This window comes from Salipiger mangrovisoli, from assembly GCF_015223355.1.
GTDB lineage: Bacteria > Pseudomonadota > Alphaproteobacteria > Rhodobacterales > Rhodobacteraceae > Salipiger > Salipiger mangrovisoli.
On the sequence record NZ_JADFFK010000013.1, the window covers coordinates 179,509 to 200,182 of the forward strand.

Annotated in this window: 15 protein-coding genes; 5 read left to right on the forward strand and 10 right to left on the reverse strand. The window is 68.7% G+C overall.

Features of this window, described 5'->3' with window-relative positions:
- Positions 1–46 precede the first annotated feature (46 nt).
- A complete protein-coding gene (locus tag IQ782_RS17775) occupies positions 47–958 on the forward strand; it encodes a MurR/RpiR family transcriptional regulator (protein ID WP_194136010.1) in 912 nt (303 codons plus the stop codon).
- A gap of 302 nt (positions 959–1,260) precedes the next feature.
- On the opposite strand, the gene IQ782_RS17780 is transcribed toward IQ782_RS17775, so the two are convergent.
- Positions 1,261–2,049 (reverse strand): AraC family transcriptional regulator, encoded by a 789-nt coding sequence (locus IQ782_RS17780; protein WP_194136011.1) that lies wholly within the window; start codon positions 2,047–2,049, stop codon positions 1,261–1,263.
- Between the two features lie 109 nt (positions 2,050–2,158).
- Here IQ782_RS17780 and IQ782_RS17785 point away from each other — a divergent pair, with 109 nt between their 5' ends.
- Positions 2,159–3,355, forward strand: a complete 1,197-nt coding sequence (locus IQ782_RS17785; RefSeq protein WP_194136012.1) for an MFS transporter — start codon at positions 2,159–2,161, stop codon at positions 3,353–3,355.
- A 38-nt stretch (positions 3,356–3,393) separates the two neighbouring features.
- On the opposite strand, the gene IQ782_RS17790 is transcribed toward IQ782_RS17785, so the two are convergent.
- The 7 genes from IQ782_RS17790 to IQ782_RS17820 all read right to left on the reverse strand — a co-directional run bounded on the left by IQ782_RS17790 (position 3,394) and on the right by IQ782_RS17820 (position 12,413).
- The gene (locus IQ782_RS17790; protein WP_240989368.1) at positions 3,394–4,407 is read right to left on the reverse strand and encodes a DMT family transporter; all 1,014 of its coding nucleotides are present in this window, start codon (positions 4,405–4,407) and stop codon (positions 3,394–3,396) included.
- A 67-nt stretch (positions 4,408–4,474) separates the two neighbouring features.
- The gene (locus tag IQ782_RS17795; protein ID WP_194136013.1) at positions 4,475–5,779 is read right to left on the reverse strand and encodes a sigma-54-dependent transcriptional regulator; all 1,305 of its coding nucleotides are present in this window, start codon (positions 5,777–5,779) and stop codon (positions 4,475–4,477) included.
- A complete protein-coding gene (locus IQ782_RS17800; protein WP_194136014.1) occupies positions 5,776–7,569 on the reverse strand; it encodes a sensor histidine kinase in 1,794 nt (597 codons plus the stop codon). Before IQ782_RS17800 ends, IQ782_RS17795 begins: the two co-directional genes overlap by 4 nt.
- Complete coding sequence (locus IQ782_RS17805) at positions 7,569–7,940, reverse strand: DUF1850 domain-containing protein (protein ID WP_194136015.1); 372 nt, start codon at positions 7,938–7,940, stop codon at positions 7,569–7,571. Before IQ782_RS17805 ends, IQ782_RS17800 begins: the two co-directional genes overlap by 1 nt.
- Complete coding sequence (locus IQ782_RS17810) at positions 7,937–10,033, reverse strand: TRAP transporter permease (protein ID WP_194136016.1); 2,097 nt, start codon at positions 10,031–10,033, stop codon at positions 7,937–7,939. Before IQ782_RS17810 ends, IQ782_RS17805 begins: the two co-directional genes overlap by 4 nt.
- A gap of 57 nt (positions 10,034–10,090) precedes the next feature.
- Positions 10,091–11,038 carry a TAXI family TRAP transporter solute-binding subunit gene (locus IQ782_RS17815; RefSeq protein WP_194136017.1) on the reverse strand — a complete coding sequence of 316 codons (948 nt, stop codon included), beginning with the start codon at positions 11,036–11,038 and terminating at the stop codon, positions 10,091–10,093.
- A 190-nt stretch (positions 11,039–11,228) separates the two neighbouring features.
- On the reverse strand, positions 11,229–12,413 hold the full coding sequence (locus tag IQ782_RS17820; RefSeq protein ID WP_194136018.1) for an ROK family transcriptional regulator: 1,185 nt from the start codon (positions 12,411–12,413) through the stop codon (positions 11,229–11,231).
- 181 nt (positions 12,414–12,594) lie between these two features.
- Between IQ782_RS17820 and IQ782_RS17825 the strand changes: the two genes are divergently transcribed.
- From IQ782_RS17825 to IQ782_RS17835, 3 genes are all read left to right on the forward strand, one after another.
- Positions 12,595–13,611 carry a sugar ABC transporter substrate-binding protein gene (locus IQ782_RS17825; protein ID WP_194136019.1) on the forward strand — a complete coding sequence of 339 codons (1,017 nt, stop codon included), beginning with the start codon at positions 12,595–12,597 and terminating at the stop codon, positions 13,609–13,611.
- Positions 13,612–13,727: 116 nt separating this feature from the next.
- Positions 13,728–14,798, forward strand: a complete 1,071-nt coding sequence (locus IQ782_RS17830; protein ID WP_194136020.1) for an ABC transporter permease — start codon at positions 13,728–13,730, stop codon at positions 14,796–14,798.
- Entirely contained in the window at positions 14,795–15,574 is a 780-nt protein-coding gene (locus tag IQ782_RS17835; RefSeq protein ID WP_194136021.1) for an ATP-binding cassette domain-containing protein, read from the forward strand. Before IQ782_RS17830 ends, IQ782_RS17835 begins: the two co-directional genes overlap by 4 nt.
- A gap of 51 nt (positions 15,575–15,625) precedes the next feature.
- Here the strand turns inward: IQ782_RS17835 and IQ782_RS17840 are convergent, their stop codons facing one another.
- The gene (locus IQ782_RS17840; protein ID WP_194136022.1) at positions 15,626–19,888 is read right to left on the reverse strand and encodes an ExeM/NucH family extracellular endonuclease; all 4,263 of its coding nucleotides are present in this window, start codon (positions 19,886–19,888) and stop codon (positions 15,626–15,628) included.
- Positions 19,889–20,140: 252 nt separating this feature from the next.
- Positions 20,141–20,392: a hypothetical protein gene (locus IQ782_RS17845; protein ID WP_194136023.1), complete on the reverse strand. Its 252-nt coding sequence runs from the start codon at positions 20,390–20,392 to the stop codon at positions 20,141–20,143.
- Between the last annotated feature and the right edge of the window lie 282 nt (positions 20,393–20,674).

The following is a 20,674-nucleotide window of genomic DNA, read 5'->3' on the forward strand; positions in this document are numbered from 1 at the left end:
TATTTGTTACACCGGGGTCGGCAGGACGGTCGGGGGTGCTGAGAAAATGAGCAAGAGTCAGGCGCAATACGGGCTTCCGGCCCAGACCTCGGTCGCGCGGCGCATCCAAGAGGCCTATCCCGAGCTGACCGCGGCGCAGCGCCAGTTCGCCGAGCTGGTGCGCCGCGCGCCGCTGCGGGTGGCGCGGCTGAACATCCATGACGCCGTGGCGCAGGTCGGCGTGTCGGTGGCGACGGCGAACCGCTTCGCCACCGCGCTTGGTTTTGAGGGCTACGCCGAATTCAAGGCCGAGCTGATCCGCGGCTTCGAGCTGCTGTTCGAGCCCTATGACCGCTTCGAGCAGGAGTTGCAGGAGCATGAGGGGCCGCTGGGTGCGATGCACATGTCGCTGGCCGCAGATGCCGAGAGCCTGCGCCGGACCTCGGCGGCGCTGACCCAGGAGGATCTGGAGCGGGCGGTAACCCTTGTTACATCGGCGCGGCGGATTCACGTCGCAGGCTTCGATCTGGCCGCGCATCTGGCGGGGATTTTTGCCATCGACCTGTCGATGATCGGCTGCCGCGCCACCACCGCCAGCAACGGCGGCGGCTCGATCGGCGCGATCCGCGAGATCTTCGACTTCGGGCCCGAGGACCTGGTGATCGCCATCGCCTTTCCGCATTACTACACCGACACGCTGCGCATCGCGAATTTCGCGGCCGAGGCGGGGATCCCGGTGCTGGCGGTGACCGACACGCTGGCCTCGCCACTGGCGGCGATTGCCCGCACCAGCCTGTTCGTGCCGCCTGCGCAGGGCGGGCAGTTGCCGTCGTCGACGGCGATCCTGGGGCTGTTGGAGGGGCTGACTGCCGCGGTGGCGAAACGCAGCCCGGATGCGACCGAGGCGGGGCGGCGATTCGCCGAGGCGGCCTACCCGTGGATGACGGCAGGCCCGAAGAGCTGGCCGCACCGCGATTGAGCGGCGTGCGCGGATTTCTTCGGCCAGCGGGCGGCAAGGCGCAAACGGTGGCGGGGCGCGTCTACAACGGTACGGACGATGGGAGATTGGGGGGGGAGGAGCGCGGCGACCCCAGGGAGGAGGAGAGGGGTCGCCGCTTAAATGCGGGGCTCAGGGAGGAGGGGAGAGCCCGGCAAATTCCTTGGCACGTCGCCGTGCCGTGATCCCTAGATAGGTGATGCTGCGGCGCAGCACAAGCTTCCGCTACGCAAAGCTGCCTTGCGTTTCCTGCATGGGACGTCGGGTGGTCCTTGCCTCCCGCCTCACGCGGCGCGGAAGCGCCTCGGTGGTTCTCCGAGGATGCGGCGGAACATCGTGGTGAAGGCGGCGGCGCTGTCATAGCCGAGATCGAGCGCGACGGTGGTCACCGAAGCCCCGGCAAGCAGTTTCGGGAGCGCGTGGAGCACGCAGGCGTGCTGACGCCAGCGCCCCGGCGAGAGCCCGGTTTCCTCGCGGAAATGCCGGGTCAGGCCCCTCCGGCTCATGGCTGCCTCGCACGCCCAATCGTCGAGAGACAGATGTGCGGTGGGGGTTTCGAGAAAGGCGCGGCAGAGCCTGCGCAGGCGCGGATGCCGGGGCAGGGGAAGCGCGAGCGGCTGGCGCTCCATGCGGGCGATCTCGACCAGCAGCAGATGCAGCAGCAAGGCGCTGCGCGCGGAGGGCTCCTCGATGGTCTCGAGCGCCACGATCTCGACGATCAGCGCCTGCACCAGCGGGCTGACGCGCAGCACCTCGGGGCGGTCCAGCGAAATGTCGGTGACGCCGGGGTCGAGGTAGACCGACCGGAGGCGGACCGTGCCGAAGGTGGTGACCTCGTGCTCGAGCGTCGCCGGCATCCACAGCGCGCTGTCGGGCGGGACGAGCCAGCTGCCGCGGTCGGTGAGCACGTGCAGCGTGCCCGAGATCGCATGCATGAGCTGGTGCCGGCCGTGGCTGTGGCGCGGAATCCGCGTGGCACCGGGGTAGTCCGACGCGATGCCGCTGACCGGCGCGCGCAGCGACTCGGCCCGGGCAAGACGTTCGAAGAGGCTCGTGTGGTCGTCAGGGGACATGGCCGCCTCCGTGCGGGTGAGCGCTGTGGCCCGATCGCGAAGATAAATGTCTGAACCACGAAAGACCGCGCCGGGCAATCGGGTAAACGAGGGATGAAAGGACCTGTCCATGACCATCTCCCCGATCCATGCCGCGCCGCGCACCGAGGCCCGGACCACTTACGTCATCCTGGCCGCGATCAGCCTGTGCCATCTGACGAACGACCTGATGCAATCCGTGCTGGCGGCGATCTACCCCTTGCTGAAAACCGAGTTCTCGCTGGATTTCTGGCATATCGGCCTGTTGACGCTGGTGTTCCAGGTCACCGCCTCGCTGCTGCAGCCGCTGGTCGGCATGGCCACCGACCGGCATCCCTTTCCCTGGGCGCTGCCGATCGGGATGGGGGTGACGATGGTCGGCCTGCTGCTGCTGTCGGTCGCCCCGAGCTACGCGCTGCTGATCGGCGGCGCCGGGCTGATCGGCATCGGCTCGTCGATCTTCCACCCCGAGGCCTCGCGCGTGGCGCGGGCGGCCTCGGGGGGGCGGTTCGGGCTGGCGCAGTCGGCCTTCCAGGTCGGCGGCAATTTCGGCACCGCGATCGGCCCGCTGCTGGCGGCGCTGATCATCGTGCCGCTGGGTCGCGGTTCGGTGGGGATCTTCGCCGCGCTGGCGCTGGTCGGCATGGCGATCCTGATCGGGGTCAGCCGCTGGCACGCCAGGGAGCGCAAGGCGGCCGCGCGGCGCCCGGCACCCGAGGGGCACGGGCTGCCGAGACGGCGGGTGCAGCTTGCGATCGTGGTGCTGCTGGCGCTGCTCTTTTCCAAGCAGGTCTACATGGCCTCGATGATCAGCTACTACACCTTCTTCCTGATCGAGCGCTTCGGGCTGACGCCGGCGGGGGCGCAGAAGATGCTGTTCCTGTTCCTCGTCGCGGTGGCCTTCGGCACGGTGATCGGCGGGCCGGTGGGCGACCGCATCGGGCGGCGCAGCGTGATCTGGGTGTCGATCCTGGGGGTGCTGCCGCTGACCCTGCTGCTGCCCTATGCCTCGCTGTTCTGGACCGGGGTGCTGTCGGTGCTGATCGGCGTGGTGCTGGCCTCGGCGCTTCCGGCGATCATCGTCTTCGCACAGGAGCTGGTGCCGGGCCGGATTGGCACCGTCGCCGGGCTGTTCTTCGGCGCCGCCTTCGGGGTGGCCGGGATCGCCGCGGCGGCGCTGGGGCTGCTCGCCGACAGCGTCGGGATCAGCCTTGTCTTCCAGGTCTGCGCGGTGCTGCCGGCGCTTGGCCTGCTGGCGGCCTTCCTGCCCCGGCGCGGCATGGTCTGAGGCGGGGGTCGCCCCCTCCGCGAAGGGGGCGACCGAGGTCAGCCTGCCTTGCGCGGGCGCGCCGCCTGCGGCGCGGTGGCGGCGGGCGTGGTCGCGGCGGCGGGGGTGACCGGCAGCTTCGGGCGGCGGTGCGCCAGCTGCTCTCGGTGGATGAGATAAAGCCCCGATCCGACGATGAGCGCGATCCCGGCCCAGACCATCGGCGCGGGGAAATCGCCGAAGACCAGCCAGCCGAGCAGCGTCGCCGAGGCCAGCTCGACATAGCCGAGCGGGGCGATCAGTGCCGAGGGAGCAAGGCGCAGCGCGTAGGTCAGGAAGATGTGCGAGAGCGTTGCCGCGACGCCCATGCCGCCGAGATAGGCCCAGGCCGCGCCATGTGGCCAGACCGCGCCGCCGCCGAGGCTGTCCGGGAGGATCCACAGGAAGGGCAGCCCGAGGATCACCGCGGCGATGGCCGTGGTCGCCTGCTGTGCCACCGGCGCGAGGCTGCGGAGCTGGCGCGTCACCAGCATGTAGCCGGCGAAGGCAAAGGCGGTGATCAGCGGCAGGATCGCGGCGACGCCGTGGCTGGCCAGTCCGGGCTGGACCACGAGGAGCGCGCCGCCGAAGCCGACGATGGAGGCGAGGATCCGGCGCGGGCCGACGCTTTCGCCGAGCAGCGCCCAGCCGAGGAACATCAGCACGAAGGGTTCGATCTGGGCGATTGCCAGCGCATCGGCGATCGGCATGCGGACCATCGCCCCGACGAAGCCGATCGTGGCGATCAGCGACAGCGCCGCGCGCGCGATGGTGAGCACCAGCTCGCGCGGGGTGAGCCGCAGGCGGATGCGCAGGATCATCGCCAGCGCCACCATCAGCACCCCCTGCACGACGAAGCGCGCCACGGTGATCTCGGCGACCGGCAGGCTGCGCGTGGCGAGTTTCGAGCCGACGTCGATCAGCGGTGCGGTGGCGCAGAAGCCGAGCATGAGCAGCGCGCCCAGAAGCGGGCGGTCGGCCTGCGGCGCGGCGGTGGGGGCGGTGGTGGGGGCGTCGGGCTTTTGCATCCGCATGGCATGATCACAGCGCCGCGATTTGGCAAGAGGGCAGATGCATGGGCGCGCCTGTGGCGCTGCGGGATCAGACCCGGATGCCGTAGCGGCTGATCTTGTCGTTGAGCGTCCGCCGCGCCATTCCCAGTGCCTTGGCGGTGCGCTCGGTGTTGCCGCGGCAGCGTTCGAGCGCGAGGCGGATCTCGCGCGCCTCGAAGGCGGCAACGCGGGCGGCAAGGCTTTCCGGCTCGCCAAGGGGCGCGGCGGCGTCCTCGGCGATGTCGAGGCCAAGCGCGAAGCGTTCGGCCAGCGCCTTCAGCTCGCGCACGTTGCCGGGCCAGGGGCGGCGCAGCAGCCGCTGTTTCAGCGCGTAGTCGATGGCGGGCAGATCGCGGCCGTAGCGCGCCGCGGCAAGGCTGGCGTAATGGCTGAACAAGAGCGCGATGTCCTCGCCGAGCCCGCGCAGCGGCTCGACCGCGAGTTCGGCCCCGGCGAGGCGGTAGAACAGATCGGCGCGGAAGCTGCCGTCGAGGGTGAGCTGGCGCAGGTCGGTCTTCGAGGTCGCGATGATGCGCAGATCGAGGGGACGCAGGCGGTTCTCGCCCAACCGCTCGACGGCGCGCTCCTGCAGCGCGCGCAGCAGCTTGGGCTGGATCGCGGCGGGCATGGCCTCGGTCTCGTCGAGCATCAACGTGCCGCCCGAGGCTGCCTCGAGCTTGCCGGGCTTGTCCTGCGCACCGGGAAAGGCCCCGGCCACATGGCCGAAGACCTCTATCTCGAAAAGGCTTTCGGGCAGGGCCGCGCAATTCACCGCCACGAAGGGCGCGGCGGCGCGCGGGCTGGCCGCGTGCAGGGCACGGGCGACGAGTTCCTTGCCGGTGCCGGTCTCGCCGGTGATCACAACGTCGAGATCGGTGGGGCCGATCGCGGCGATGCGCGCGCGCAGCGCCGACATGGCGGCGGACTGGCCGAGCAGACCGCCCTCGTCGCGACGGATGATGCGGTCCTGGAGGCGGCCGATCTCGGCGCGCGCGGCACGGGTGCGCAGGGCGCGCTCGATCACCGTCAGCAGGTGCATCCCGTCATAGGGCTTTTCGAGGAAGTCCTCGGCCCCGGCGCGCATCGCCTGCACCGCCTGCGCCAGGTCACCGTGACCCGAGATCAGCACCACCGGGCAATCGGGATCGCGCTGGCGCGCGGCTTCGAGCAGCTGCTGCCCGTCCATGCCGGGCATCCTGAGGTCGGTCAGGATGAGATCGGGGCGCGTACCGGCGGCCAGCGCGGCCCTCCCGTCCGCGAAGGCTTCGGCGCGATAGCCCGCCGCTTCGATCAGGTCGCAGAGGGCGAGGCGGTGGTCGCGGTCATCCTCGACCACATGGATCAGCGGGCTCATTCTGCGGCCTCTCGTTGGTCGTGCTGTGTGAGCAGCGGAAGGGTCACCGCGATATCGGCCCCCGCACCGGGGTTCGAGCGAATGTCGAGCCGCCCGCCGAATTGCTGGACCACCTCGAAGCAGATCGCAAGCCCGAGGCCCAGTCCCTCGCCGCCGATCTTGGTGGAAAAGAAGGGTTCGGCGACGCGCGGCAGCACCTCGGGAGAGATGCCGGGGCCATTGTCGGTGACCCGCAGGGTGACCTCTGCCGCGCTGCGCTCGATGGACAGCGTGACCTCGCCCTGACCGGGGTCGACCGCCTCGATGGCGTTGTGGAGCAGGTTGACCAGAACCTGCTCGAGCCGGGCGTGACCGGCGTGAACCATGGGCGCATCGGCGGGCGCGGCGCAGTGCAACGCCACACCGGCGGCATCGGCCCGCGGCTTGGCCAGCGCGAGCGCCGATCGGGCGACATCCACCGCGGAGACCGGCGACAGCGGTGCCACCTCGCGGCGCGAGAAATTCTTGAGGTGCTGGGTCATCCGCTGCATCCGGCGGATCAACCCGCGCGCCGATTGCAGGCGCGCCGCGGTCTTCTCGGGCGCGTGCGACAGGCCGAATTCGGCGGCGGTCAGCGTGGCTTCCATCGCGGCGAGCGGCTGGCTCACCTCGTGCACGATGGCCGCGGACATGCGGCCGAGCGCGGCCATCTTCTCGGATTGCACCAGGGTGGCCTGCGTGGCGCGCAGGTCGGATTCGACGCGGGCGCGGGCCTCGACCTCGCGGGCCAGCTCGGCGGTGCGCTGGCGGACCTTGCGCTCCATCACCTCGGTCTGGCGCAGGCGCAGGGCGATGAGGCGCTGGCGGTGCCGCCGCATGTCGGCAAGCCCCAGCCCGAGCAGCCCGGCGAGCAGGACCAGCGCCGCGGTGCCGAGCGCCGCCGCGCGGGCGGGCCAGAGCGGCGTGGCGGCGAGCAGGCGCCAGCCGTTTTCGAAGGGCGTTCCGCGCAGCGTGGTGGCGCGGCCCTTGCCGTCGATCCGCAGCGTCGCGCCCTTCGGCAGCAGCGGCGCCGCGCCGTCGAGATCGCTGCGGGCGTAAAGCCGCGAGGTGTCGAGCCGCTCGAGCGTGGCCGCGGGCAACGGCGTGAGCGGGCGGTAGCGCCAGGCCGGCACCGAGGACAGGAAGACCACCTCGTCGCGGTCGGTGACCGCGAGATGCTGCCCGGTCTCGGCCCAAGCCTGTTCGAGCGGCCGCAGGTCGATCTTCACCACCATGACGCCATGCACGCCGAGATCGGGGTCGTCCACCCGGGCGGAGATGAAGTAACCGGGCTCGCCGGTGGTCACGCCGATGGCATAGACCGCGCCGCTGCCGCTGGCGCGGGCATCGGTGAAATAGGGGCGGAAGCTGTAGTCATGGCCGACGTAGCTGTCGGGCTCGGCCCAGTTCGAGGCGGCGATGGTGACCCCCGCCGGGTTCAGCAGGTAAAGCCGCCCCGAGCCGGTCTGCGCGGCAATCTTCTGGAGATAGCGGTTGGCGGCATCGATGTCGTCTGCGTCGGCGGGCGCGTTCAGCGCCGCATGGATGCGGGCATCCTCTCCGGCGACGCGCGGCAGGTAACGGAAGCGGTCGATCTCGGTCTGCAGGGCGCGGTGGCTGACCAGCAGGCTCTGCTCGAGCCCCTGGCGGATCTGTCCCATCACCACCTGCCAGGCGAGCGCGGCGCAGAGCAGCGCGCCGAGCGTGACCAGCAGGAGCCGCTGCCGCCATGCGGGGCGGAGGCGGCGCAGGAGGGCGCGCCTGCGGGCCATCAGCCCGCGTCGGGGCAGGGCGCCACCTGCACCGGCTGGCCCGAGGTGGCACCGAGCTCGGTGCAGTCCGCGCCGCAGAGCGTCCAGGCCGAGGGGGTTTCACCCGAGGCGGCGAGGGTGAGCGAAGGCACCGGCGGCAGGTCCGGGGTCCAGACCCACCAGCCGTCTTCAAAGTGGCCGCCGGGGCCGGGCTCCATGCCGGCGCCCGAGCCCTTCACCGCCGCCCCGGTCAGGTGCAGGCGGTGATCCTGAGTGACCTCCCAGCTTTCGCGCCATTCCTGGCGCTCGACCGAGTGCGTCCATTCCAGCGTGAAGCTGGCACCGTCGGCGAGGGCGAGCATCATCGCCCCCGCCATCAGGCAGCCGGTCATGCGCCCACCGGGGCCTTGCGCCGCCAGACCAGCAGTCCGAAGACCACCGCCAGCGCAAAGCCGATCTCGTCGGTCACCGGCAGCGCGGCGACCAGCGTGAAGGAGGCGGCGACGGCGACCAGCCGTTCCCAGACCGCCAGCGGGCGACCGAGCCAGCCGATGACGCTGGCGCCCCAGAGCGCGAGGGCGATCAGTGCCTTGACCACGATGTAGGCGACCGCGGGCCAGTAGCCGATGGCCCCCGCCAGCGCGCCGCCGTCCTGCAGCATCAGCGCCGGGGTGTAGACCGCCATGAAGGGCACGACGAAGCCCGCGGCGGCGACCTTGATGGCCTCGAAGCTGATCTTCAGCCCGCTTTCCTTGGCGATCGGCGCGGCGGCGAAGCAGGCCAGCGCGACCGGCGGCGTCAGATCCGCGAGGATGCCGAAGTAGAAGACGAACATGTGGCTGACGATGAGCGGCACGCCGAGGTCGAGCAGCGCCGGGCCGGCGATCGACGAGGTGATGATGTAGTTGGGGATCGTCGGGATGCCCATGCCGAGGATGATGCAGGTGATCATCGTCAGCACGAGGCTGAGGAACAGGCTGTTCTGCCCGACCGAGACGATGAACTGGCCGAAGGTGTTGGCCGCGCCGGTCAGGGTCATCACGCCGATGATCACGCCGACGAGGGCGCAGGCGATGCCGACCGGCAGCGCGGTCTTGGCGCCGTCGGCGAGGCTGTCGCGGCAGACCGCCAGCGTCTCGCGGCCGCCCTTGAAGGCGGCGCAGGCGACGATGAGCAGCGCCAGCACCAGCAAGAGCGCGTTGATCCCGAACTTGAAGAAGGCCGAGGCCGCGAGCCCGAGCACGATCCAGAAGATCACCCGCACGCCGGTCGAGGACATGCCCATGGCGATCGCGGCGCCAAGGATCAGCATGCCCGTGAGGGCAAGCCCGATGGTCCCGGCAAAGAGCGGCGTGTAGCCCGAGAACAGCAGCCAGACCAGCACGGCGAGCGGCAGGATCAGGTACCAGCCTTCCTTCAGCGCCTTGCGGGCCGAGGGCATCTCTGCGGCGGAGAGGCCGCGCAGGTCGCGCTTGCCCGCCTCGAGGTGGACCATCCAGAACGCCCCGGCGAAGTAGAGGATGGCGGGCACGAGGGCGGCCTTGACCACCTCGATGTATTGCACGCCCAGCGTCTCGGCCATGATGAAGGCGACGGCACCCATGACCGGCGGCATGATCTGCCCGCCCATGGACGAGGTTGCCTCGACGCCGCCGGCGAAGGCCGGGCGGTAGCCGAAGCGCTTCATCAGCGGAATGGTGAACTGGCCGGTGGTCACCACGTTGGCGACGCCCGAGCCGGAGATGGTGCCCATCAGGCCCGAGGACAGCACCGAGACCTTGGCGGCGCCGCCCATGCGGTGCCCGACGAGGCCCAGCGAGACGTCGGTGAAGAGCTTGATCATCCCTGCCTTCTCGAGGAACGAGCCGAAGAGGATGAAGAGGAAGATGTAGGTCGCCGAGACATAGGTCGGGATGCCGTAGATGCCCTCGGTGCCATAGGCGATCTGCTCGACCACCTGCTCGAAGGCGTAGCCGCGGTGATCGAAGGGCGCGGGCAGGTGCTGGCCGAAGAGCGCATAGCACAGGAACAGGCCGCAGATGATCGGCAGGGCCGGGCCCATCAGCATCCAGGCGGCGATGAACACGGTGGCCACGGCGATGCAGCCGAAGACGAGGTCGGTCAGCGTCGGATCGCCCGCGCGCATCAGCAGCGGCGTGTATTCGATCCATTGGTAGGCCGCGACCGCGACCCCGGCGGCGGCAAACAGCCAGCACAGCGTGCGCAGCGGCGCGGCGAAGCCGCGACCCAGCGCGAGCAGCGGAAAGCCGAGCGCCATCAGGAAGCCGACGTGCACCGCGCGCATCACCTGGCTCGGCAGGTCGATGACATGGGCGGCGATGGAAATCTGGTAGAGCGAGAAGGCGACCGCCAGCCAGAAGAGGAAGCGCCCGGTCAGGCCCGGCGGGAAGCTCGAGGCCAGCGGGTCGTGAAGTTCGGCCAGTTGCTCGGCCCGGCCGTGGTCGGCCGCGTTGTGTCCGGTCATGTTATCCTCCCGTCGTGCAGGCCGCCCGGCCGGAGCCGGGCCGCCGCGTGGGTCCGCTCAGAGCAGACCCTGTTCCTTGTAGTACTTCTCGGCACCCGGATGCAGCGGGATCGGCGAGTTCTTGACCGCGTCCTTGATGTCGATGGCACCGGCGGCCGCATGGGCGGCCTTCATCTGGTCGAGGTGTTCGAACAGCAGCTTGGTCATCTCGTAGGCCAGCTCGTCCGACACGTCGGTGCTGGTGACGAGGATGTTGGTGATTGCCAGCGTCGGGATGTCGGCGTCCTGGCCCGGGTAGGTGCCGGCGGGGATCACGCCTGCCGCGTAGGGCGCGCCGAGCGTGTCGGCCACTTCCGCGGGGATCGACACGTAGGTCACGTCCTGCGTCGAGGACAGGTCCTTCAGCGCCGCCGAACCGAGGCCCGAGCTTTGCAGCGTGGCGTCGAGCTGGCGGTTCTTCATCAGTTCCACGGATTCGGCGAAGGGCAGGTATTCGACCTTGCCCAGGTCGTCGTAGCTCATGCCGAGCGCGCCGAGGATCTTGCGGGCGTTGACCTCGGTGCCGGACTTGGCGGCGCCGACCGACACGGATTTCCCGGCCAGTTCGGTCGCGGTGCTCACGCCGGCATCGGCCGAGGCAGCGATCTGGATGTAGTTGGGATAGATCGCGGCGATGGCGCGCAGCTTGTCGAGCGGCTTGTCGAAGCCGACGTCGGCGTTGCCCTCATAGGCGTCCTTGACGGAGTCGCCGAGCGCGAAGCCGATCTCGCCGCGGCCCTGCTGCAGCAGGTTCAGGTTCTCGACCGAGGCCTTGGTGGACTGCACCTGGGTGCGCGAGTCGGGGATGTTCTTGGCATAGATGTCGGCCAGCGCAACGCCGAGCGGGTAGTAGACGCCCGAGGTGCCGCCGGTCAGCACGTTGACGAATTCCGTTGCCATCGCGGCGGGCGCGGTGACGGCGAGGCTGCCGGCGATCAACGCGCCGAGCCCGAAAGTTCTGATCATGATGGTCCTCCCGAAAATACTTTCGCACCAGGGGCAGGCCGGGCCTGTCCCTGAGTGTCCGAACCATGGGCAAGCAAGATGCCTTGGGCAAGCGCCGAAGCCGCAGGTGACTGAAAATTCATCGCGAAACTTCGCCCCGGCGCTGGCAGATTTCTGCCCCGAAGGGCGCGGCATCCGGCGGGCGGCGCGGTTACTGGAAGAAATACTGCGCGTAGATCGGCGCGCATCCCGCACCGAGCGCGCGGGCGTTGGCACCGACGCGAGCCTCTTCCGGGCGCGGCGGCAGCATGCCGCGGGTGTCGAGCCGGGTCAGTGCTTCGCGGGTGCGCGCGACCACGCGCGCGCGCACCTCGGCGGGCATCGCGCCGTCGATCAGCGCCACCTCGAAATCCATCACCGAGCCGATCGAGCGGATCGCATGGGCCAGCGCGTCGCCGGTGCGCGCGACCCAGGGGTCGATCTGCCGCTCGAAGGCGCGCCAGTCCTGCGGCTGGGTCCAGAGCGCCGTGGTGTCGAGCCCGTCCGCGGCAATGGCGGCCTCGAGAGGGTGCAGCGAGGCGGCGTCGATCAGCGGCAGCTCGCCGCCGCCGGGGGCGGGAACGCGCAGCGAGCCGAAGGCCCCGGCGTTGTTGTTGGCGCCCACCGTGACGCTTGAATTCAGCACCAAGCCGCCGCCGATGAAGGATCCGATGAAGAAGTAGGCGTAATCGGTGAACTCTCGGCCGCGGCCGAAGACATGCTCGGCGCGGCAGGCGGCGGTGCCGTCGTTCTCGGTGAAGAGCGGCAGGTCGCTGATCTTCGCGACCTCGGCGGTGACGTCGATCTTCGACCAGATGCTGAAGTCGATGGGCGCGCCGAGCACCTCGGTCCAGCTCCAGATCTCGGAAGGGGCGGCGATGCCGATGCCGCAGAGCCGCTCGCGCTGGTAGGCAGAGAGCCCGCGCGCCAGCTTGTCCATGCCCGCCTCGAGATAGGCGAAGATCTCGGCGGGCATCGGGTAGGGATATGTGGCCTGCGATCCGCCCAAGACCTCGCCGAGCAGGTTCATCACCACCAGATCGGCCGAGCGGCGGCCGATCTTCAACCCGAAAGAGAGGGCCGCGTCGGGGTTCAGCGTCATCGGCACCGAGGGTTTGCCGACCCGGCCGCGCTGCGGTTCGCGGCGCAGCAGGAACTCCTCGGATTCGAGTTTGCGCAGGATGTTCGAGACCGTCTGCGCCGAAAGCCCGGAATGCTTGGCGATGTCGCTGCCGGGAAGCGCGCCGTGGCGCTGGATCATCGACAGGATCAGACGCTCGTTGTGCGCCCGCACGCCAAGCTGGTTGGCGCCGTCGCTGAGTTTCCTGATCTCCTGTCCGACCTCCCGAACGTCCATGCCGTCTCCCCCGTGCCGACGATGCCCAGACTACTCGCTGCGGTTAATAAATCAATTTTATTTATTTATTGACGCAAGGTCAGAATCGCCAGTATCAAAGTGGGCAATCCGTTGGAGGACGGAGGGTTCCAGGGCACGGCCGCCGCGCTGGCCCGTGACACGTTAGGGAGGAGGAGACCCCATGAAGAAGCTGATTTCCGTCAGCGCGTTTGCGCTGCTTGCATCGACCCTCGGCGCTCAGGCGCAGGACGGCGGCAGTGCCTGCCTGATCACCAAGACGGACACCAACCCGTTCTTCGTGAAGATGCGCGAGGGTGCAGCGGCAAAGGCCGAGGAACTGGGCATGACGCTCAACTCTTACGCCGGCAAGGTCGATGGCGACAACGAGAGCCAGGTGGCCGCGATCGAGACCTGCATCGCCAACGGGGCGGACGGCATCCTGATCACCGCGTCGAGCACCTCGGCGATCGTGCCCTCGGTGCAGCAGGCACGCGACGCGGGGATCCTGGTGATCGCGCTCGACACGCCGCTCGATCCGATCGACGCCGCCGACATGACCTTTGCCACCGACAACTTCCTTGCGGGTGACCTGATCGGGCAATGGGCCAAGGCCAAGCTCGGAGATGCCGCGGCGGACGCGCGTGTGGCCTTCCTCGATCTCGACGTCAGCCAGCCCACTGTCGGCGTGCTGCGCGACCAGGGCTTCATGCAGGGCTTCGGCATCGATCTGGCAGACCCGAACAAATGGGGCGACGAGAGCGACAGCCGCATCGTCGGCCATGACGTGACCCAGGGCAACGAGGAGGGCGGCCGCAAGGCGATGGAGAACCTGCTCGCCACCGATCCAATGATCAATGTGGTCTACACGATCAACGAGCCCGCCGCCGCCGGTGCCTATGAGGCGCTGAAGGCCATCGGGCGCGAGAATGACGTGCTCATCGTCTCGGTCGACGGTGGCTGCCCCGGCGTGCAGAACATCGCCGACGGGGTGATCGGCGCGACCTCGCAGCAGTACCCGCTGCTCATGGCGTCCAAGGGCATCGAGGCGATCGCCGCCTTTGCCAAGGACGGCTCCAAGCCCGAGGCGACCGAGGGCAAGAACTTCTTCGACACCGGCGTGAAGCTGGTGACCGACCAGCCGGTCGAGGGCGTGGAGTCGATCTCGGTCGAGGAAGGCAAGAACCTCTGCTGGGGCTGAGCCCGGCAGCCGCGGTCCGTCCCGCCTGACGGGACGGACCCATTCCAGAGTACCGCAACCTGCGGGTCACGGCCGGTGAGGGGTCGCTGCCCGCGCACGCGAGAGGAGGGCGCGAGATGGCTGAGGCGGACAGGTACGAGGATGTCGTCAGGACACGCGGCGAAGAGAAGTTCGCCGAGTTCGAGGACACCGATAAGGGGCTCTTGGGGCGGTTCCACGAGCTTTTGCACAGCACTCCGGCGATCGTGCCGCTGATCGTGCTGCTGGCGGCCTGCGTGGTCTTCGGGCTGATCCTCGGGTCGAAGTTCTTCTCGCCCTTCGCGCTGACGTTGATCCTGCAGCAGGTGCAGATCGTCGGCGTGCTGGCGGCGGCGCAGGCGCTGATCATCCTGACCGCGGGCATCGACCTGTCGGTCGGCGCCGTCGCGGTGCTCTGCTCGGTGATCATGGGGCAGTTCACCTTCCGCTACGGGGTGCCAGCGGTGCTTGCCGTGCCGATCGGCCTTGCCTTCGGCACCGCCATCGGCGCGGTCAACGGCTGGCTGGTCAGCAAGGTGAAGCTGCCGCCCTTCATCGTGACGCTGGGCATGTGGCAGATCGTGCTTGCGGTGAACTACCTCTATTCGGCCAACGAGACGATCCGCGCCCAGGACATCGAGGCGCAGGCGCCGTTCCTGCAGTTCCTCGGCACCAAGTTCAACCTTGGCGGTGCGGTCTTCACCCTGGGCGTGGTGCTCATGCTGGTCGTGGTGCTGGTGCTGGCCTACGTGCTGCGCTCGACCGCCTGGGGCCGCCATGTCTACGCCGTGGGCGACGATCCCGAGGCGGCGCAGCTGGCCGGTGTCGACCGCCACAGGACCATCATGTCGGTCTACATGGTGGTGGGCTTCATCTGCGGCCTCGCGGGCTGGGTGATGATCGGCCGCTTCGGCTCGGTCTCGCCCTCGGCGACCACCGGTGTCATCGGCAACATCCAGGCGATCACCGCCGTGGTGATCGGGGGCATCTCGCTCTTCGGCGGGCGCGGCTCGATCCTCGGGGCCTTCTTCGGGGCACTGATCGTCGGCGTGTTCGAGCTGGGGCTGCGCATGGCCGGGGCCGACCCGCAATGGACCTATCTTCTCATCGGTGTGCTGATCATCGCCGCCGTGACCGTGGACCAGTGGATCAGAAAGGTGACGGCATGACACAGCCGGTTCTTGAAGCCCGTGGCCTCGTCAAGCGCTACGGCAAGGTGACCGCCCTCGACCATTGCGAATTCGACCTGATGCCGGGCGAAATCCTCGCGGTGATCGGCGACAACGGTGCCGGGAAATCCACCCTGATCAAGGCGCTCTCGGGCGCCATCCAGCCCAACGCGGGGGAGATCCTGCTCGAGGGCAGGCCGGTCTCCTTTGCCTCGCCCAACGATGCCCGCGCCGAGGGGATCGAGACGGTCTACCAGACCCTCGCCATGTCCCCGGCGCTGTCGATCGCCGACAACATGTTCATGGGACGCGAGCTGCGCATGGAGGGGATCATGGGATCGCTCTTCCGCAAGCTCGACCGCAAGCGGATGGAGGACTTTTCACGCCAGAAGCTCTCCGAGCTGGGACTGATGACGATCCAGAACATCAACCAGCCGGTCGAGACGCTCTCCGGCGGCCAGCGGCAGGGCGTGGCGGTGGCGCGGGCGGCGGCCTTCGGCTCGCGGGTGGTGATCCTCGACGAGCCCACCGCGGCGCTCGGGGTCAAGGAAAGCCGCCGGGTGCTCGACCTGATCCAAGAGGTGCGGGCACGGGGCATCCCGATCATCCTGATCTCGCACAACATGCCGCATGTCTTCGAGGTCGCCGACCGGGTGCACATCCACCGTCTCGGCAAGCGGCTCTGCGTGATCGATCCGAAGGGGCACACCATGTCGGACGCGGTGGCCTACATGACCGGCGCGGCAGTGCCGGAAGGGGTCGCCGAGCCGGCATGATCAAGGGGCGCGGCCCTGCGGCCGCGCCCCCCTTTCGCATTCGCCGGAGGGTCAGGCGGTGAGCAGGAACTCGTCTGCCCCGGTGAAGTCCAGCCCGACGATCAGCGGATCGTGGTCCGAGGAGGCATAGACCCCGTCGTTGTAGAACGCGGGGTCCTTGAACGTGGTGTCGTAGTTGATCAGGTCCGGCTCGTCGGCGTTGATGTGCCATTCCGTGACCCCGGTGACCCGCGCCGCCAACGCGCTGTCGGCAAGTCCCTGGTCCAGCGTGCCCTGCATTCCGTCGAACACGTAGGAATAGGCCGTGTCCTGACCGATGAACGTGTCGATCAGGTCGGTGAGCCCGGCGTCGTCGTCGAGATACTGGACCGCGTCTTCCTCGGCGTAGGAGTTCATGTCGCCGAGCAGCAGGTAGTTGCTGGCGCCGCCGCCGCCGTATTCCGTCGAGATCCAGTCGGCGAGTTCCATGGCCGCATCGAGCCGCACGCCGTTCCAGAAGCCCTGGCCGTCGCCCTGATCGAAGTTGGCGTCGGCGTAGAGCTGGCTCAGAAGATCCGAAACGGCGGCGTGGTTGGCCGCGCCCGCATTGGCCGAGAGCCAGCTCTCGGCGGCGTCGGCGAGACTCTGGAGCCCGCTGTCGCCCTTGGACTTGAAGTGCGAGGAGACGATGGTGAAGGTCTCGCCGCTGTCGTTGTCCCGGAAGGTGGCCGCGACCGAGGGACGGTTGCGCTGGAGGTCATCGAAGCTTCTGCCGATGGACCCGGCGAGCTCCGAGGCGATGGCGTAGGTCGCCGCAGAGGAGGCTTCATCGTAGACGAGGGCGTCGCTGTAGAGCACCGTGACCTCGGCGGCGTCGTAGATGATGCCGGTGGTGATCGCGTCGGATCCGATGAAATCCCCCGTGCCGGTGGGATCGACATAGGCGTAGCTGGCACCGGTTCCCTCGTCGTTCAGCAGATCGACCAGCGTGCCGATCGCCGTGGTGCCATTGTTCTCGATCTCCTGGAGCGCCAGCACCTCGGCGCCGGTGCCGATGATACCCTGCACGAGTTTCGACGCCTGCCGCGCGAACTCGGCGTCGTCATCGGCACCGCGCGGCTCGAGCGTGCCGTCCGGTCCGGTGCCGCCCGTGAGCGTGGTGAAGAAGTTCAGCACGTTGTAGGAGGCGACCTGAAGCGACCCTCCCACCTCTTCGGGGCTGGCACTGCGCGCGCCGCTGTTGGTCGCTTCCACCAGCGTCAGCGTCTCGGCGACGTTCAGCGTCCACTCGCCGAAGGCATAGGTCAGCACGCCCTCGACCGGGCCATCGACCTCGGCGCCGAGCCGCACCGTGGTCCCCGCGTCGGAGAAGTCGTCGCCGCGGTCCAGCACGCCGTTGCCATCGTCCCCGGTGCCGCCGGGCAGGTTGCCGTAGCTGTCGGGGTTCTGCGTCGAGACGCCGTCGTCGAGCAGCAGCCGGGCATTGGCATTGGCGGCGGCGAGCGCGGCGATCTCGGCGGCCTCCGTCTGCGCGTCGTAGAGCTGCGTCGGCTGGGTCTGGGTGCCAGCGGAGACGGTGATCTGGCCGTAACGGTCGAGGTTGAAGTTCTCGATCACCGTCAGCGCCTCGGAGGTGCCTGTGGTCACCGAAAGGCGCATGCCTTCCAGCGCCTCGTAGTTGGGGGTTTCGTCGGGCGAGAGGGCGAGCACGGTCGCGGCGGGAAGCGCGTAGCCGGAGCCGAGGATCTCGACCGAGGAGACCGAGGTGATCTCGGTCAGGCCCAAAAACTCGGTGACCGACCCGGTGACCTCGACGAGATCGCCGAGGGTGACGGCGTAGCCGCCGCCGGTGTAGACGAAGATGCCCTCGGAGGTCAGCGCGTTGCCGTCGCTGTCGGCCTCCTCTTCCTGAAGATAGAAGCCATCCGAGGTGACCAGCGTCACCAGCGCCGAGAGGCTGACCATCTCGCCGAGCTTGCCCGAGGCGGCCCCCGCGCCCTGCACGGCGGAGATCAGGGTGATCTCGGTCTCGCCGCCGCCCTCACCGTCTGCCGCTGCCGGGTCGGCGGTCATCTTGACGGCGTCGATGAACAGCGCCTCTTCCGCGGAATTGCTGTCGAAATCGACCACCAGCCGCGCCGAGGAGACATCTGCGCCAAGCGTGGCAGAGAGCCTCTGCCAGCTGCCTTCGATGCCCAGATCGTCGATATCGCTGCCCGTGGTATCCAGCAGCGAGACGATGCCGAGGTCGGTCTCGACGTAGATGTTCACAAGATCGTCGGCTTCCCAGCCGGTCTGCTGCAGGAAGGCATCGAGCGACACGGTCACCGCGCCCACGTCCGACAGGTCGATCTGGTCGAAGCTCATGCGCAGCAGGCCGTCGGAGTCGGAAAGCTCGTAACCCTGCGCGCCGTCGGTGAAGCTGCCGACCGTGCCGGTATAGCTTTGCACGCCGATGAAATCGGCGTCGGAAAGCCCGACGTCGCCGCGGGTGTTCACCCAGCTGAGGTCATAGCCGAGCTGCCCCGCCGAGGCCTCGGTGCTGTCGACCGAGGCGAGCCCGGCGATGTTCGGCACGTCGACCTCGCCGCCCGGCGCGACGGGGCCATCGGCGGCACCGGCGAAACCGTATTTGCCGCCCGTGGCCTCGGTTTCGAAGCTCTGGGTGAGCTGGAACAGCTCGCTCACGGCGACATTGTCGATGTAGAGATTCTCGGCGGCGGCATTGCTGTCGAGCTCGACGACCAGCGTGGCCTCGGTCACCTCTTGCGAGAGCGTCGCGCCCAGCGAGTGCCAGCTGCCCTCGATGCCGAGATCGTCGATGTCCGATCCGCTGCTGTCGAGCAGCGTCACAGTGCCGAGGTTGGTCTCGATGTAGATGCGGACGAGGTCGTCGCTTTCCCAGCCGGTCTCGGTGATGAAGGCGTCGAGCGAGACGCGCACCACGGTCGCCGCCTGCCGGGCCGACAGGTCCACGGTGTCGAAGGTGAGCCGCAGCAGCCCGTCGGCGTCTTGCAGCTCGTAGCCCTGTGCGCCGTCGCTGAAGGTACCGACGTCGTTGGTGTAGCTGGTGACGCCGATGAAGTCGCCATCCGCGATGCCGGTGTCGTTGCGGGTGTTCACCCAGCTGAGGTCGAAGCCAAGCAGCCCGGCCGAGGCGTCGGTGCTGTCGACGGTTGCGGCGCCCGTGACGTTCGGCAGCTCGACCTCGGCGCCGAGCGCGACGAGGCTGCCATCGGCACCGGCGAAGCTGTAGCGCGCGCCGCCGGCCTCGGTCTCGAAGCTCTGGGTCAGGGCGATCGGATCCCAGACATCGCCGACGGCCACGGAGATTTGCGTGCTGTCCTGCGCGCCGAACTCGTCGGTGACCACGACGGTCAGCGCGTAGGTGTTGTCGCCGTTCGCATCGGCGGGGGCCTCGAAATCGGGATCGGCGGCAAAGTGGATCGCGCCGGTTTCGGCATCGATCACGAAGAGCGCCGCATCCGGACCCTCGAGGCTGAAGGCCAGCTGCGCGCCGCCGTCGACGTCGCTGGCGCTGATGCCGGCGGCCACGTCGCGGGTATTTTCCGCCACGGCGACCGCCGCATCGGAGGCGCTGATCACCGGCGCGTCGTTGGCCCCGGTGACGGTGACGGTGACCGTGGCGGTATCGCTGCCGCCAAAACCGTCGTCGACCGTGTAGGTGAAGCTGTCCTCCAGTGTCTCGCCCTCGGCCAGCGCGTCGAAGGCGGCTGCCGGAGTGTAGGTGATCTGACCGTCTGCGAAGCTCACCGCGGCGCCGAGCGCGGACGTGGCATCGACCGAGACGATGGCCACGCCGTCGCCGTCGAAATCGGTGTCATTGGCCAGCAGGGCCTCGGCGGTCAGCTGGAGGGCAGTGTTCTCGTCCGTGGTGACCACGTCATCGCCAGCGAGCACGGCATTGTTCCGGCCGTCGAGATAAAGCGTGTAGCCGTCCGCCGCGAAGGTCAGCGCCTCGACGCCATGCGTTCGGGTGACGCCGGCGGCGGCGCCAGTGGCGTCGAACTGGGTGACGATGGCGGTCGAGGCCTTCAGACCGTGGAAAGCCTTGCCCTTGGCGAGGCCGGAGAAGTCGAGCTCGACGTCGCGGATGGAGCCCTCGAAGATCACCGTGTCGAAGCCGCTGCCGCCGTGGACGGTGTCATCCCCGAGCGAGGCGGAAATCGTGTCGTCGCCGTTCAGGGCGAGGATCAGGTCGCTGCGGGAGCTGCCCGAAAGGCTGTCGTCGCCGCGGCTGCCGAGCCCGATATTTATCGGGAAAATTGCCGGTATTTGCCCGATGCCGAGCGTCTTCAAGATATTCTGGAACATGGATGGCCTCGAAAAACTCTGTGCAAGACTTCATCACAGCGTTCCGTGACATCTCAGTAAAGCATTAATCCTCGCGGGCTTTCGCCGCAGACGGGGTGCTGGCCGCGCAGCGGGGTGCGCAGCCGGAGCATTGGATCGTGCAGGGATCTTTCGCGGCGCCGCGTCGGGCCGCCATGCCGAACAGGCTGATGCCATGGCGCTCCGTCGCGGCACCGATGCGGGCGAAATCGGGCTCTTACCGTGGCGCGGCGGTCAGATTCGCGGGCGGCTCTGCCGGTGCAAGGGTGGCACCTCGATCCCGATCATCTCGAGATCCGATCCGGGCAGGCCGCCGATGGCCGGAGCCAGCGCCTGCGCGAAGAGGATGCGCCGCCCCGAAACGGTTGCCGCCCGCATCTCGCGCCGGGTGCGCGCGTGCAGGGCAGCGCGCGGCGCGTCCTTGGTGGCAAAATGGCGGAAGATCGTCCGGCGCTGACGCCCGGCGCGCTGCGCGGTCTCCCCCATGCCGATTTCCTCCGCTCCGGCGGTTTGCTGCATCAGGTGGCAAAGAGCCTGAAGGATCGACGCGCGTGGTGCGCGGGCCCTCTCTTCGCGGGGGGCTGTTGCAGGCGCGGGAATGGGTCACGGCGGGGCTCCGGATTTGATGGCACGCCGTGTGTCATGGATCTCGCAAGAAACCTGCGCGGAATTCGCGCGCGGGGCCGAGGGCTCCTTGACAAGTGCCATCCTGTATAACAGGTTTGTCGCACATCATGAGGGCGCCGCGCGCCCCTGTGCCGGATCAGG